The organism is Moritella sp. Urea-trap-13, from assembly GCF_002836355.1.
Lineage (GTDB): Bacteria > Pseudomonadota > Gammaproteobacteria > Enterobacterales > Moritellaceae > Moritella.
The window spans coordinates 1,073,086-1,088,496 of sequence record NZ_PJCA01000031.1; the positions used below are offsets into that span (position 1 = coordinate 1,073,086).

The 15,411-nt window shown below is 43.5% G+C and carries 11 protein-coding genes; 9 read left to right on the forward strand and 2 right to left on the reverse strand.

The window, feature by feature from the left end; genetic code table 11:
- Nucleotides 1-9 precede the first annotated feature (9 nt).
- The 4 genes from CXF93_RS12825 to ugpC all read left to right on the forward strand — a co-directional run bounded on the left by CXF93_RS12825 (nt 10) and on the right by ugpC (nt 4,314).
- Nucleotides 10-1,302, forward strand: a complete 1,293-nt coding sequence (locus tag CXF93_RS12825; protein WP_101062883.1) for an extracellular solute-binding protein — start codon at nt 10-12, stop codon at nt 1,300-1,302.
- Between the two features lie 72 nt (nt 1,303-1,374).
- A complete protein-coding gene (locus tag CXF93_RS12830; RefSeq protein ID WP_101062884.1) occupies nt 1,375-2,256 on the forward strand; it encodes an ABC transporter permease subunit in 882 nt (293 codons plus the stop codon).
- Nucleotides 2,257-2,290: 34 nt separating this feature from the next.
- Nucleotides 2,291-3,133 carry a sn-glycerol-3-phosphate ABC transporter permease UgpE gene (gene ugpE, locus CXF93_RS12835; RefSeq protein ID WP_101062885.1) on the forward strand — a complete coding sequence of 281 codons (843 nt, stop codon included), beginning with the start codon at nt 2,291-2,293 and terminating at the stop codon, nt 3,131-3,133.
- Nucleotides 3,134-3,210: 77 nt separating this feature from the next.
- Nucleotides 3,211-4,314 carry a sn-glycerol-3-phosphate ABC transporter ATP-binding protein UgpC gene (gene ugpC, locus CXF93_RS12840; RefSeq protein WP_101062886.1) on the forward strand — a complete coding sequence of 368 codons (1,104 nt, stop codon included), beginning with the start codon at nt 3,211-3,213 and terminating at the stop codon, nt 4,312-4,314.
- A gap of 169 nt (nt 4,315-4,483) precedes the next feature.
- Here ugpC and CXF93_RS12845 read toward each other — a convergent pair whose 3' ends face one another.
- Together CXF93_RS12845 and CXF93_RS12850 are read right to left on the reverse strand one after the other, a co-directional pair.
- The gene (locus CXF93_RS12845) at nt 4,484-6,538 is read right to left on the reverse strand and encodes a methyl-accepting chemotaxis protein (protein ID WP_198551655.1); all 2,055 of its coding nucleotides are present in this window, start codon (nt 6,536-6,538) and stop codon (nt 4,484-4,486) included.
- A 284-nt stretch (nt 6,539-6,822) separates the two neighbouring features.
- Nucleotides 6,823-8,031, reverse strand: coding sequence for a NupC/NupG family nucleoside CNT transporter (locus CXF93_RS12850; protein WP_101062888.1), 1,209 nt, complete (start codon nt 8,029-8,031; stop codon nt 6,823-6,825).
- Nucleotides 8,032-8,644: 613 nt separating this feature from the next.
- On the opposite strand from CXF93_RS12850, the gene CXF93_RS12855 reads away from it, so the two are divergent.
- From CXF93_RS12855 to CXF93_RS12875, 5 genes are all read left to right on the forward strand, one after another.
- Nucleotides 8,645-9,817, forward strand: a complete 1,173-nt coding sequence (locus CXF93_RS12855) for an isovaleryl-CoA dehydrogenase (protein WP_101062889.1) — start codon at nt 8,645-8,647, stop codon at nt 9,815-9,817.
- A gap of 5 nt (nt 9,818-9,822) precedes the next feature.
- Nucleotides 9,823-11,430, forward strand: coding sequence for a carboxyl transferase domain-containing protein (locus tag CXF93_RS12860; RefSeq protein WP_101062890.1), 1,608 nt, complete (start codon nt 9,823-9,825; stop codon nt 11,428-11,430).
- A 76-nt stretch (nt 11,431-11,506) separates the two neighbouring features.
- Nucleotides 11,507-12,322, forward strand: a complete 816-nt coding sequence (locus CXF93_RS12865; RefSeq protein WP_101062891.1) for an enoyl-CoA hydratase-related protein — start codon at nt 11,507-11,509, stop codon at nt 12,320-12,322.
- A gap of 5 nt (nt 12,323-12,327) precedes the next feature.
- The gene (locus tag CXF93_RS12870; RefSeq protein ID WP_101062892.1) at nt 12,328-14,436 is read left to right on the forward strand and encodes an acetyl-CoA carboxylase biotin carboxylase subunit; all 2,109 of its coding nucleotides are present in this window, start codon (nt 12,328-12,330) and stop codon (nt 14,434-14,436) included.
- Nucleotides 14,436-15,404, forward strand: coding sequence for a hydroxymethylglutaryl-CoA lyase (locus tag CXF93_RS12875; protein WP_101062893.1), 969 nt, complete (start codon nt 14,436-14,438; stop codon nt 15,402-15,404). Before CXF93_RS12870 ends, CXF93_RS12875 begins: the two co-directional genes overlap by 1 nt.
- Nucleotides 15,405-15,411: the final 7 nt, after the last annotated feature.

A 15,411-nucleotide genomic window follows, 5' to 3' on the forward strand; every position in this document is an offset into this window, starting at 1 on the left:
GGGATTGAGATGAAAAAACAATTGATGACAGGTGTTCTTGCAACATTACTATCAAGCACAACGATGGCTGCAACAGATATTACTTGGTGGCACGCGATGAGTGGCCAACTTGGTGAAACCGTAAATACAATTGCGCGTGACTTTAATGCCTCACAAGATGAATACAACATCACTCCGGTATTTAAAGGTTCTTATGTTGAAACACTTACCGCCGGTATTGCAGCTTATCGTGCAGACCAAGCGCCAAACATTCTACAAGTTGCTGATGTCGGTGCAGCGACGATCATCAATGCCCGAGGCGTGGCGAAGCCAGTAGAAGATATTCTGGTTGAATCAGGTTATGGATTTAACAATCAAGACTATATTGCTGGTGTGCGTAACTTTTACGCTGACAGTAATGGCAAAATGATTGGCATGCCGTTCAACAGTTCGACACCAGTGCTTTATTACAACAAAGACATTCTTTCTAAAGTGGGTGTTGATGCACCTAAGACTTATGAAGAAATGGAACAAGTCGCGAAGAAACTAAAAGACCAAGGTTACGCGACCTTCTCACAATCATTGACGCCTTGGATCATGTTCGAAAACTTCAAATCACGCCATAACTTACCTGTCGCCAATGAGCATAATGGCTTTGATGCACCAGCAAGCAAAATCATGATAAATACGCCTGATATAGCGATGCACTTTAACAAGTTAAAAGATTGGTCTGACAAAGGCTATTACAAGTATTACGGTTCTGACTGGAATGCTAACCAAACACCATTTGAAAAACAACAAGTAGCAATGTGGATGGGTTCATCAGGTTCATTTGGTGGCTTACGTAATCGCGTTGATTTTGATTTGGGTACAACCTACCTACCGTACTGGAAATCGATTAATGCAGAGGCTGGCCGTACCTTTATTGGTGGTGCAGCACTATTCGCTATTGATGGTAAACCCAAAAAACAACAGCAAGGCGTTGCCGCATTCTTTAGCTTCTTAACCAGCCCTGAAACCCAAATGTTCTGGCATAAATCGACTGGTTACGTAACAGTAACGAAAGCCGCTTATGCACTCACTAAAAAATCAGGTTACTACCAAGAACAACCGGATGCTGAAGTAGGTGTTAAACAATTAAGTTTACCGGGTGGTGAATGGACCAAAGGTTATCGCTTAGGTTTCTACTCACAAATCCAAGAGATCATGCATCGTGAATTTGATAATGTTTTTGCTAACCGTACTTCGGTAGAAAAAGCACTCAGCAATATCGATAAAGAAAGCCAGGTTATCTTAAGCCGTTTTGCACGTACTGTTCGATAGTCTACTACTGATTGTGGTTCACGTTACGTGCGCCACAGTTACCTTTCCCTTTCAATTCATTAGGTTTTCATTGTGGAACAACGCCAACAATTTACCCATTCGGCATTGCCTTATATTCTATTAGTGCCCCAAATTGCAATTATCGCGGTATTTTTCTTCTATCCCGCTACTGAAGCTGTTTATCTGTCATTTATGTTAGAGGACCCATGGGGTCAATCATCGATATTCGTCGGTTTAGAAAACTACAGCATCCTGTTTAATTCTGCAGAATATTTAAGATCCGTATTTTTTACCCTTGGTTTTGCTGTGGTCGTGTCTTTTTTATCTTTGTCTATAGCCCTGCTACTGGCCGTTAAAGCTAATAATATTTTGCATGGCAAAGGCGCTTACAAGATCACCTTGACCTGGGTATATGCTGTAGCACCAGCCGTAGCCGGTATTATGGGGGGGTTTATCTTCAATCCGCACATTGGCGTTTTCACCGATATATTTGCTAGCTTAGGTTGGGACTTTAGCTTATATACAAATCCTTTTGATGCGTCGTTTGTATTAGTTTTAGTCTCGGTATGGAAACAAGTCTCCGTCAATTTCATCTACTTTCTAGCTGGTTTACAGTCCATTTCCTATGCAGTGAATGAAGCCGCAATGCTCGATTGTGAAAGTGACCGTCGCCGATTCTGGACTATCACTTTCCCACTCCTTGCGCCAACCGGATTCTTCTTATTGGTAATCAACTTGACCTATGCCTTCTTTGATACTTTCGGGGTGATCGATACCTTGACGTCAGGCGGTCCTGGTGGCGGTACCACATCACTGGTGTATAAGATTTATCGTGATGGTTTCATTGGCACAGACCTCGGTGGCAGTGCCGCTCAATCAGTGGTGCTATTGGTTTTAGTATTGGCGCTGACTTGGGTGCAATTCAAGTTTGTCGAAAAACGTGTGCACTATTAATAGCAGCTCAATTAACAATAATGAGAATTTTATTATGAAACAAAATCAATGGTTCGATCATGTGATCCTGATTATCGGCGCACTGTTTATGATCATCCCGATTTGGCTAATATTCGCCAGCTCGACACACAATCCAAATACAATTATCAGTGATGGACTACAATGGTTACCCGGTGGTAATTTCACCAGTGTTTATACCGAAGTGTGGAACAAGAGTATCGGCTTTAGCAGTGATGTAAACGCTAAATCTATGATTATCAACTCGATGATCATGGGGCTTGGTTTTGCTATCGGCAAGATCATCATTTCAATGATGGCCGCTTACGCACTGGTTTACTTCCGCATGCCGTTTGCTTCGCTGTGGTTTTGGCTTATTTTTGTTACCTTGCTACTACCGCTTGAGGTTCGCATCATCCCTTCATACGAAGTTGTTGCCAATTTAGGCATGCTCAACAGTTTTTCAGGCTTGATCTTGCCACTCATTGCGTCGGCAACAGCGACTTTCTTTTTTCGCCAGTTTTTCCGCACTATTCCCAATGAATTACTCGAAGCCGCACAGCTTGATAATGCCGGACCGATACGCTTCTTTTTAGATATTTTACTGCCGTTATCGAAAACCATGATCGCCGCAATTTTCATTATTATGTTTGTGGTCGGCTGGAATCAGTATTTATGGCCAATCATGATGACCACAGATGAAAGCTACAACACCATTGTCATGGGTATTAAGCAAACACTCAGTGACATTAGCCAAAGCAGCCAGCCCCGTTATGACCAAGCATTTGCCTTAGTTATCTTCGCCATGCTACCGCCCATCTTAGTCGTCATCATTTTCCAACGTTGGTTTGTTAAAGGCCTCGTTGAAACAGAAAAATAGTCCTTGTTGTGATTATGCTGATAACCACAAGCATAATCGGCAACATCGCCAGCACCTAATTTGTAAAGAGATAAAATATGTTAGCACTTAAAAACTTAGTTAAAACTTACGACAACGGCCACCAAGCAGTAAAAGGCGTTTCAATCGACATTAAACAAGGTGAGTTCATTGTATTAGTTGGCCCATCAGGGTGTGGTAAATCATCTATTTTACGTTCTATCGCCGGTTTAGAATCAATCACAGGTGGTGAGATACAGCTGAATAATCGTCGTATTGATACAGAAAAACCCGCCAGTCGTGATATTGCCATGGTATTTCAAAACTACGCGTTATACCCGCATATGAGCGTATATGAAAACTTAGCCTATGGCTTAAAAAACCGTGGTGTAGATAAACAAACGATCGCATCAAAAATTGAAAAAGTCGCGGCTACCTTAAAGATTACTGATTATTTAGATCGGAAACCAGCTAAGTTATCTGGCGGCCAACGTCAACGAGTCGCAATGGGACGCGCTATTGTACGTGACCCGCAGCTGTTTTTATTTGATGAACCACTGTCAAACTTAGATGCATCATTACGTGCGCATATGCGCTTAGAAATTAAGAAGCTGCAGCGAGAATTAGCGGTGACGAGTGTTTATGTTACTCATGACCAAGTAGAAGCCATGACTTTAGCTGACCGTATTATTGTCTTGAATCAGGGTGAAATAGAACAAGTTGGTACGCCCGCTGAAGTTTATCATCAGCCTGCAAGTACTTTTGTCGCTAGCTTTATTGGTAGTCCGGCGATGAACTTTCATCAAGCAGAAATTGCTGATGGCGTGATCAACTTTGAGCATCAGAGTATATTTCTCGCTGAATACGCGCATTTATCCGCACAGAATATCCAATTAGGTATTCGACCTGAGCATGCTGTTTTAGAGCCTTCAAAGTCAGGATTAAGTTTTTCGCTTACCGTGCAAGCGGTTGAACCATTAGGGCCAAATCAGCTGGTACATGGTTTAGTCAATGACAAAGTATTTACTGCATTAACACCCGAACTGCACTTTGCAAGCAAACAAGTGTTAACCCTGAATATCGCCAAACAACATTTACATTTGTTTGATGAAGGAGGTAAACGCTTAATCGCTGATAGCAATGTATTAGCCCAAGCAGACCAAACATTGGCCCAAGCAAGTTAACTGCTCACCTGATAAATCGGTAATGCTAAAAACCGCAATAACAAAAAAGCACACTTCACCAAATGGTAAAGTGTGCCTTTTTGTTCTCAGATCCAATATGTGCTGTTATTTCAACAACGCGAACTTAATCAAGTCATGCTGTTAATAAAATGACAGTTTAACCAAAAAATTAGGTTTTCAATAACGCTAACTGATGTTCTACTGCGTTCATTTCGGCTTGCAGTTTATCACTTAACTCAGCGCTGTTTTCAGCCATTGTTGCCAGAGCTGAAGACTCATCGCCAATCGAGGTTAAATTGCGATTAATATCTTCATTTACCGCTTTCTGTTCCCTTGCCGCTGTCGCCACATGAGTAATGTCGTCACTGATCAGATCAACATCCTGTAGCGCGGTATGCAACGAATCATAAGACGATTGCGTTTTCAACATTGCTTGATTAGCTTTATCTGCGCCTTGTTCAATAATTGTCACCGACGAGTTAACCCCAAGCTGCAAGGCATTGATCATATTATTTATTTCTTCCGTCGACGCTTGGGTTTTAGATGCTAAGCTACGAACTTCATCCGCGACAACCGCAAAACCACGGCCTTGCTCACCGGCGCGAGCGGCTTCAATTGCCGCATTCAATGCCAATAGATTGGTTTGCTGTGCAATCGCGCGGATAACATCAATGATCTTATTGATATCTTCACTGCGAGAAGCCACCTCAGAGATAGAAACTGTCGCAGCTTGCATGTCTTCGGTCAATGATTTAACCATAGTAACCGAATCGGCTAATAACTGACTTGAGCCTCTAATCTCATCACGTACTTTTGTGGTATTATCCGCCGCATCAGAGGCAAATCGCGATACTTCGTGCGCTGCAGTCGACATTTCGTTAGTCGCAGTAACAACACTGATGATCTCAGCCTGCTGTGAACTTGTCGCTTGGCGAGTATTATCACTGATAACTGTCGCGTTTTTCGACAATCCTTGTGCCTTGCTGTTGACCGATTTCAACGAATCAATCATCACTCGCAATTTATACATAAATTGATTAACGCTATCACTTAACTCAATCAACTCTTTGTGGGTATCAATGTTTATTTCCTGAGTTAAATCACCATCGGTACTCGCCAGACGTTTAATCGCACTATTTAAGGTGTTGATAGGTTTAACAATTGATGCTACTAACGCAAACATAACCAGCAATGCCAGCACAGATGAGATCAAGGCAATCACGATCTGCTGAGTAATAATAGATGCCACAATAGTATCAATTAATTCCGTTAGCTCATCACGCGCTGACAGGGCCACACTTTTAGGCACTTCAATTAATATTGACCAAGTGGTGTTAGCCGCCGCAATAGAGATCGGTAAACTAACGTAATAAATGCCATTTTTTTCTAAAAAACCACCGGATTTATACAGGGTTAATAATTTACTATCAAAGTCACTATGGGCTTCTTTTAATGGACGACCTAATTTGTTTTGATAATGGCTCGAACTTACTATCAGTCCTAACGAACTCAAGAGCGTGACTTTGCTTTTACCATCATACAATTTACGACTCAGATCGGTCGTCATCTTACTAAAGACAGGCAGATTAAGATCGACGCCAACAAGGCCTTTAAATTGGCCATTATTGATCACTGGTACCGTCAAACTAGTCATCATCTCTGAATGGCCAGTGGTAACTTCGGCAAGGTAAGGTTCCATCACACAAGGTTGTAAAGACTCCTTCGAGCAAAGAAACCACTCTGCTTCACGAATACCAAATTCATTTTTAGTATCAATATACTTCTCGTTCGGATCTTCCACTTGTTCTTGGCTTAAGTTATTTGCAGACTCCTTGAACCAATAAATTTCTAAGCTACCCGTTTTAGGCACACTATGAAGAGCCTCGGAGTTTAAGTATAAGTGGTCATTTTCATCGTAACCATTTTTCTCAAACTGCACATACATCGAACTTAAATTATTATTTTCAGCCAGGCCAGAACCCACTAATTGACTCATCAGCTCGCGATTAAAGGCTTGATTGTCATCCAACATACTCTGTTCAATTATATTGCTGACGATGAGTGGGGTTTTGTAAGACTCATTCATGAAACCACTGACTTCTTGTGCAAAGCTATCTGCTTCCGATGTCAGTCTGGCAATCACTTGCTCATCCATCGCTAGCGAGGTTTTATCGGCAATATCCTTATTCATGCTTGCTAACGAGTTACCCAGATTAATGGTCATAAATAGCACCATTAACACAATAATGGCAAAACTAGTGATCAGTAGCTTACTTCTTAAGGATATTTGTTTATAAACGCTCAACGGATTACCTTTATATTCGATTTAATTAAATTAAATTAAATTTGATTTATTCAATATTTTTTACATTGAATTTGAGGCGCGAGGATACAGGAAAATAGCGTGAAATAGAAACAATCTAAGAGATAAAAAAAAGCCCACTTCAACTTAGCGTTAAAGTGGGCTTTTCAGTTTAATTATGTTTACCGCGTTATTCTAACCAGCCATTATAGGCTAATGAAAATACCCGCTAATGCAGCACTCATTAAGTTAGCCAATGTAGCCGCAAGTACCGCTTTAAAGCCTAAGCTTGCCACATCTGAACGACGCTCTGGTGCCATAACACCGATAGAACCGATTTGAATGGCGATTGAACCAATGTTAGCAAAACCACACAATGCAAACGTGATAATCACTTGGCTATGCTCAGAGATAGTTTCTTTCACTGCAGCGAAGTCCATGAAGGCAACGAATTCATTCAAAATCATTTTTTGGCCAATGAACGAACCAGCAATCAGCATTTCATTTTCAGGTATACCAATCATAAAGGCCAGTGGAGCGAAGATGTAACCCAGTACACTTTGTAATGTCAGGTTTTCAATGCTTATCCAGTTACCAAGTACTTCTAAACCTGCATTGGCCATGGCGATCACACTCACAAAGGCGATGAGCATAGTACCAATTGCCACAGCAACCTTCATGCCATTCATCGCACCGCCGGCTAATGCATCAATCGCATTACTGTGCTCGCTTTTTGCCATTTCAACATTAGCGCCTTCAGTGACTGTTTCTTGCTCTGGCACTAATAACTTCGCCATCAATAAACTGCCCGGCGCCGCCATGAAACTTGCAGCGATCAAGTATTTAATTTCAACGCCTAAACCTGCGTAACCGCCCAGCACACTACCAGCAACCGATGCCATACCACCCGTCATCACTGCAAACAATTCTGAACGTGTCATTGTTGGTAAGAAAGGCTTTACTAATAATGGTGATTCACCTTGTGATAGGAAGATGTTACCTGTTGCTGCTAATGATTCCACACGACTGGTACCAAGAAACTTCTGAATACCACCGCCAATCACTTTAATCACCCACTGCATAACACCGATGTAATACAGTAAGGAGATAAGCGCACTAATAAAGATAACTAAAGGTAATACGCGGATCGCGAAGACAAAGCCTTCTGTCGCTAAATCACCAAATAGAAATTGGATACCCACATCAGCAAATCCAAGCAGACCGGCAACACCGCTGCTCATAGCACCTAGCATTGCTTGACCAATAGAAGAATAAAGCACAAGTGCAGCAAAACTCGCTTGTAGGAACAATGCCCCAATCACGGTACGCCAATTGATCGCTTTACGGTTTTCAGAAAGTGCGCATGCACATAAAATCAGCACTAAAATACCAACTAAACTAATTAACAACTGCATTATTTCATCCTGTTCTTAAAAATAGATGTATAAAAATGAAGGTGTGATACCAATTGGAATAAAATTTAGATGGCAGTAAACGCAGGAGAAATTAACACCCAGTGGGATTAATTTAGACCTGATTAATGATCAGTATTTTATTGCAATGGGTATTACGTGCATTGGTATATAAGGTGAGGAAAAACAGCATTTTTAGAGAAAAATAATCTAGTCAGTCCGCCCAATAACAACATACGAGTCACCTTGATAGCAAGCTACAGTCACGCTGGTCCAAATCCTTGGGTCGTTCACATTTCCTTGGTGACGGCTTGTAACTAAGGTGGCTAAACTCGATGGTTCTGGCCGGAACGGAATTATATAGAGATCTAGCTCACATTAATAATATTTTCTTTAATTTTACTGCAAACGTCAAACCAATGATTAAAATTTAAACTAAACATGCAATTATTAAACTAAACATGCAGTCACAGATTTCACTATCCAAATTGGCAACCCCCTCGTTAGCGACCATACTCAAACTAATGAAAGACAAGATTAATTCGCCAATTCAGTAAGATTATTGACTAACTCTAACTGTAGTCGCCAGTCATAGAGTCTCGAATAAGGAAAGTAGATGCCAAATTCCTATACCTCACTTAACTTCGCCCTCGGTGAAACAATCGATCTACTGCGTGACAGTGTGGCGGCATTTGCTGATGATGAAATAGCACCTCGCGCAGCGCAAATCGATAAAGACAATTTGTTTCCAGCAGATATGTGGCACAAGTTTGGTGATATGGGATTATTGGGCATCACCATCAGTGAAGAATACGGTGGGGTTGATATGAGCTACCTCGCCCACGTTATTGCCATGCAAGAAATAAGTCGGGCATCTGCCTCAGTTGGACTCAGTTACGGGGCCCATTCAAATCTCTGTGTGAACCAAATTTACCGCCATGGCAATGAACAACAAAAACAACAATACCTACCTAAGCTGATTAGTGGCGAACACGTAGGTGCACTGGCGATGACCGAACCCAACGCTGGTTCTGACGTGGTATCAATGAAGCTTAGCGCAGTATTAGACGGCGATGACTATGTGCTAAATGGCAATAAAATGTGGATCACCAATGGTCCCGAAGCCAGTACTTATATTGTCTACGCCAAAACAGCCCCTGAATTAAACAGTCATGGTATTACCGCCTTTATCGTTGAACGCGGTTTTGCTGGCTTTAGCCAAGCGCAAAAACTCGATAAACTCGGCATGCGCGGTTCCAATACCTGTGAGTTAGTATTTCAACACTGCCGAGTCCCAGCAGCCAATATCCTTGGCAAATTAAATAACGGCGTGCAAGTACTCATGAGTGGCCTTGATTACGAACGTTTGGTACTAACTGGAGGTCCGTTGGGGATCATGGATGCCTGTATGGATCTTGTGGTGCCTTATATTCACCAGCGTCAACAATTCGGTAAAGCCATTGGTGAGTTTCAACTTGTGCAAGCCAAGATGGCCGACATGTATAGTCAAATGAATGCCGCCAAATGTTATACCTACGCGGTTGCCCGTGCTTGTGATAACGGTGAAGCCAGCCGCAAGGATTGCGCAGGCGTGATTTTATATTGCGCAGAATTAGCGACTAAAATGGCGCTCGATACCATCCAGTTATTAGGCGGTAATGGCTACAGTAACGAATATGCTGCAGGTCGCTTACTACGAGACGCCAAGCTCTATGAAATTGGCGCGGGCACATCTGAAATGCGCAGAATGCTGATTGGTCGTGAACTGTTTAACGAATCAAGAGGATAGCGAACATGGCTAAAATCGGCACGACGCTTAACATCAAACACCCTCTGTTTATAGCAAAGCAACAGGCTATGCAGCAACTTGTCCAACAGCTCGAAAGCAATATTCAACAAGTAAAACAAGGCGGTGGCGAAATAGCTCAACAGCGGCATTTAGCCCGTGGCAAAATGCTCGCCCGTGAACGTATTGATGCGTTATTAGATCCTGGTTCGCCATTACTGGAACTCGGGCAATTTGCGGCTTGGCAGTATTATGACGATGCCGTACCCGCTGCTGGTGTCGTCGCCGGTATTGGTCGGGTTAATGGTATCGAATGCATGATCATCGCTAACGATGCGACGGTTAAAGGCGGGACCTATTATCCACTCACAGTGAAAAAGCATTTACGCGCCCAAGAAATTGCCGAACGTTGCTGTCTACCTTGTATCTATTTAGTCGATTCTGGCGGCGCGTTTCTCCCCCGCCAAGATGAAGTATTTCCTGACCGCGACCACTTTGGTCGTATCTTCTTTAATCAAGCTAATATGTCAGCCAAAGGCATACCACAAATCGCTTCGGTTATGGGCTTATGTACCGCAGGCGGTGCGTATGTACCAGCAATGGCAGATGAATCTATTATTGTAAAACAACAAGGTACTATCTTCTTAGCTGGCCCGCCTCTGGTCAAAGCGGCTACAGGTGAAGAAGTCAGTGCTGAAGAGCTCGGTGGCGCCGATGTACACTGCAAAATATCCGGAGTTGCCGACCATTACGCCGAAGATGACGCCCACGCATTACAACTTGTGCGTCAAGCTATCGCCAATATCAATCACCTCAAACGGCCCAATTTAACTGTCTATCCCAGTATCCCACCACTATTCGACAGCTTAGAGTTATATGGCATTGTCGGCACCGACTTAAAAAAACAATTCGATATTAAAGAGGTCATTGCCCGCATTGTTGATAACTCTGAGTTCGATGAATTTAAGCAATACTACGGCGCCACACTGGTTTGTGGTTTTGCTCGCATTCATGGTTATCCTGTCGGCATTATTGCCAATAATGGGGTGTTATTCTCTGAATCAGCGCAAAAAGGCGCTCACTTTATTCAACTGTGTTGTAAACGTAAGATCCCGTTAGTCTTCCTGCAAAATATCACCGGTTTTATGGTAGGTAAAAAATACGAAGCAGAAGGTATTGCTAAACATGGGGCGAAAATGGTCGCCGCAGTGGCTTGCGCTCAGGTTCCAAAGTTTACCGTGATTATTGGCGGCAGTTATGGCGCCGGTAATTATGGTATGTGTGGCCGCGCTTATAGCCCAACGATGTTATGGATATGGCCGAATGCCAGAATTTCGGTGATGGGCGGAGAGCAAGCTGCCAGCGTGCTAAGCCAAGTTAAAAAAGACGGCTTAGCCCGTCATAATAAAAGCATGAATGCTGACGAAGAAGCGCAATTCAAAGCCCCCATTATTGAACAATATGAAACCCAAGGAGATCCTTACTATGCCAGCGCCCGCCTGTGGGATGACGGTATCATCGATCCCTTACAAACAAGACAGGTACTTGGCTTAGCTATATCAGCAGCCCTAAACGCACCGATAGCCGATACCCAATTTGGTATTTTTAGAATGTAACTTCGATAAGCCTAATCGCACATTACACATTACACATTACACATTACACATTACACATCAGAGTTAGGATCCATGAATGACAAAACAATCCGATCAGCTAAACATTATCAATGCAGAACACTTCCACACGGCTGTTGATGATCGCGGTATCGCCACAATCACCCTGACACGACCCAAGGTGCGCAATGCGTTTAACGTCGACACGATTAATCATCTGTTAACAACGCTCGCGGTATTAGAGCATGATCCTGCTGTACGTATATTGCTATTACGCGCGCAGGGCGAACACTTCTGTGCGGGCGCCGATATAAACTGGATGAAAGATGTTGTCAAATTAGGTTACCAAGAAAACCTCGCTGACGCCGGGAAATTAGCCAAAGTGATGGACAAACTAAACCAATTCCCCAAACCCACAATTGCCTTTGTGCAAGGCGCTTGTTTTGGCGGTGCAATTGGTCTGGTGGCCTGTTGCGATATTGCCTTGGCGACCTCAACGGCCAAATTCTGCTTAAGTGAAGTGAAAATAGGCCTTATTCCTGCGGTGATAAGTCCTTATGTCGTAGCTGCTATGGGGGTAAGGCAAGCCCGCCGCTATTGTTTAACCGGTGAACTATTTAGCGCAGAACAAGCGCTTGAGTATGGTTTAATCCATCGGCTTGATGATGATTTAGATGCACTCGCTGCCCCCTTTATTAATACCTTACTCGACAATAGTCCCGCCGCGATGCAAGCAGTAAAATCGCTGCTGCATGATATTAGTAACCATGCCATCAACGACACATTAATTGCCGATACCAGTCAACGAATCGCTGCAATTCGGGTATCGAACGAAGCTCAGGAAGGGCTAGATGCATTTCTGAATAAACGTAAACCCGACTGGACCAAGGAATAACGCCGATGTCGCATCAGGTCTTAATCAATCAACCCAAACCCTTTAACAAACTGCTTATCGCCAATCGCGGTGAAATAGCTTGCCGCATAATAGCAACAGCGCAACGACTTGGTATTAAATGTGTGGCTATTTACTCTGCGGCAGACAGCAACGCGCGGCATGTAAAAATGGCCGATGAAGCGTTTTATTTGGGACCAGCACCCGCGACAGAATCTTATCTTAATAGCCAACGCATACTCACCATTGCCCAACAAGCTAATGTACAAGCCATTCATCCTGGTTATGGTTTCTTATCCGAAAACGCAGCATTCGCCCAAGCCTGTGCTCAACAAGGATTAATCTTCATTGGCCCAAGTGTTGAGGCTATCACCACGATGGGCAGTAAAAGTGCTGCAAAAGCGATTATGGCAACCGCAGATGTACCACTTGTCCCCGGTTATCATGGCAACGCTCGAGATGAAAAAACATTAACCTATCACTCACACCAAGTTGGTTACCCACAATTGCTCAAAGCGGTATATGGCGGTGGGGGGAAAGGCATGCGCATCGTCTATCATCCCGAAGAGTTTAGCCAAGCACTCGCCGCAACCAAGCGTGAAGCAATGGCCAGTTTTGGCAATGATGACATGCTCATCGAGCGCTACTTAACCAAGACCCGTCATGTCGAAATTCAGATATTTAGCGATAATCACGGCAACTGCATTTACTTATCGCAGCGTGATTGTTCAATTCAACGTCGTCATCAAAAAATACTCGAAGAAGCCCCTGCTCCCGCATTACCTCAAGCCACACAAGTCGCCATGGGAGAAGCAGCTGTTGCAGCAGCCCAAGCAATCAATTATCAAGGCGCTGGCACAGTCGAATTCTTATACGACGAACAAGGTCAATTCTACTTCATGGAGATGAATACCCGTTTGCAAGTCGAGCATCCCGTCACTGAGATGATCACCGGATTAGACTTGGTCGAATGGCAATTACATATTGCCAACGGCGCGCCATTACCACTGACTCAAACACAAGTTAAAATCAACGGTCATGCTATCGAAGTGCGTATTTATGCCGAGGACACCGAGAAGGATTTTATGCCTGCCAGCGGCAATATTACCTACTTAAATCAACCACCAGCATCTAGACATGTACGTATTGATACGGGGGTTGTGCAAGGCGATGACATCAGCCCCTATTACGACCCCATGATTGCCAAATTAATCGTCTGGGATCATAGCCGCGACTTGGCTATTACGCGTCTACAAACCGCCTTATCGGACTATAAGATAGCGGGCATTAAAACTAATATTGGCTTTCTAACGCAGCTGTCAAAAGTGTCGGCACTGCAAAGCGCAGATCTCAACACCGACTTCCTGCAGATCCATGCTGCGCTATTATCAGTTGTGCCCGCGAATATTAATTATGCTTTACTGTTAGCGGGACTCGCCTTGCAACTTCAAGCTAAGCAGTCTAGAGCACGGCATAATACACTTCATAACAGCATCGAGGATAGTGATTCCCCTTGGGCACAAACGACAGGCTGGCGTTTAAATCAACCGGCGACCAACACCGTTAAATTAACGACAGCGAATAACAATCAAGCACAAGAGCAGTACCAATACAGCCTAGATGTGAGAACACTCGCTCAAGGTTATCAAATTAAGCTTCGTGACCCTGCCCATAAGCAGCAAGAATACACAGTTCACGGTGAACTTGCTGGCCATGAACTCAGCGCATTTATTGATGGCCATCGAATCAAGGCAACCCTTGTTATCTCGCCATTACAAATCACGGTATTTTATGCTGGTCACAATACGGTATTGTTTCGCCAAGCGGCTATGCAAAATAAGGCCTCAACAACTAATATTAATACTAAAGTAGAAACCAAAATAACCGCGCCAATGAATGGCGTTATCGTCAGTGTCCTTTGTCAAGTGGATCAAGTTGTCGACGCGGGTGAACCTTTAGTCGTGATGGAAGCGATGAAGATGGAGTGTAATATTATAGCTCCTATAGCAGGCACAATTACCACCGTGTGTTATCAAGAAGGTGACATGGTTGAAGATGGTGCTGAATTAATACAGTTAACCCCTTCTCTCATTCTTGATAACAAGGAACAGGCCTAATGGCGTCACTCATTTCAACAAACGTTAATCAGCTTTCTAACAAAGGGTATCAACTACCAGAACAGGTTAAAATAGTCGAAGTCGGTCCTCGTGACGGCTTGCAAAATGAAATTGAAATAAGCCTAAGCGACAAAGTCTCACTGGTGAATATGCTTAGTCATACAGGTTTAACCATGATTGAATCGGGTAGTTTTGTGTCACCTAAATGGGTACCACAAATGGCTAATAGCAGTGAGCTTTTCAAACGCATCAAACGTATTCATGGAGTCACCTACTCAGCACTCGCCCCCAATTTAGTCGGTTTAAATGCTGCAATAGCTGCAAACGTCGACCAAATAGCCATCTTTGGTTCGGCATCAGAAAGCTTTAGCCGTAAAAATATAAACTGCTCGATTACCGAGTCGTTACATCAATTTGAACCCGTGGTAAAACAAGCGCTCGCAGCAGGTTTACCCGTGCGGGGTTACATATCCTGTACCTTAGGTTGTCCGTATGAAGGTTATATTAGTATAAATAAAGTCGCGAAGGTGGCGCAGCAATTACACGACATGGGTTGTTATCAAATAAGCCTTGGCGATACCGTCGGTGTCGGGACTCCGGAAGCGGCCAAAGCCATGATTAACGCAGTTAGCCAGCACGTGCCTGTCGAAAAATTAGCCGTCCATTTTCATGATACCTACGGCCAAGCACTGGCTAACATTTATGCCGCATTGCAATTAGGCATTAGCGTTATCGACAGTGCTGTTGCTGGTTTAGGCGGTTGTCCTTATGCTCAAGGCGCATCGGGTAATGTCGCCACCGAAGATGTGGTGTATATGCTCAATGGTTTAGGTATTGAATCTGGCGTTGATTTAAATGAATTAATTGCCGCGGGCAACTTCATTTGCCAACGTTTAAACCGCGCCAATGGCTCTAAGGTAGCGTTAGCCTACCCAACCGCACAAGCTCGATTTCAATCGAAAATATGAGGTGACA

Excerpts from the sequence above, each read along its gene's own strand:
- CXF93_RS12825 (WP_101062883.1), top strand. The coding sequence starts at position 10 with ATGAAAAAACAATTGATGACAGGTGTTCTTGCAACATTACTATCAAGC.
- CXF93_RS12850 (WP_101062888.1), bottom strand. The coding sequence starts at position 8,031 with ATGCAGTTGTTAATTAGTTTAGTTGGTATTTTAGTGCTGATTTTATGT.
- CXF93_RS12855 (WP_101062889.1), top strand. The coding sequence starts at position 8,645 with ATGCCAAATTCCTATACCTCACTTAACTTCGCCCTCGGTGAAACAATC.
- CXF93_RS12865 (WP_101062891.1), top strand. The coding sequence starts at position 11,507 with ATGACAAAACAATCCGATCAGCTAAACATTATCAATGCAGAACACTTC.
- CXF93_RS12860 (WP_101062890.1), top strand. The coding sequence starts at position 9,823 with ATGGCTAAAATCGGCACGACGCTTAACATCAAACACCCTCTGTTTATA.
- ugpE (WP_101062885.1), top strand. The coding sequence starts at position 2,291 with ATGAAACAAAATCAATGGTTCGATCATGTGATCCTGATTATCGGCGCA.
- ugpC (WP_101062886.1), top strand. The coding sequence starts at position 3,211 with ATGTTAGCACTTAAAAACTTAGTTAAAACTTACGACAACGGCCACCAA.
- CXF93_RS12870 (WP_101062892.1), top strand. The coding sequence starts at position 12,328 with ATGTCGCATCAGGTCTTAATCAATCAACCCAAACCCTTTAACAAACTG.
- CXF93_RS12845 (WP_198551655.1), bottom strand. The coding sequence starts at position 6,538 with ATGACCATTAATCTGGGTAACTCGTTAGCAAGCATGAATAAGGATATT.
- CXF93_RS12875 (WP_101062893.1), top strand. The coding sequence starts at position 14,436 with ATGGCGTCACTCATTTCAACAAACGTTAATCAGCTTTCTAACAAAGGG.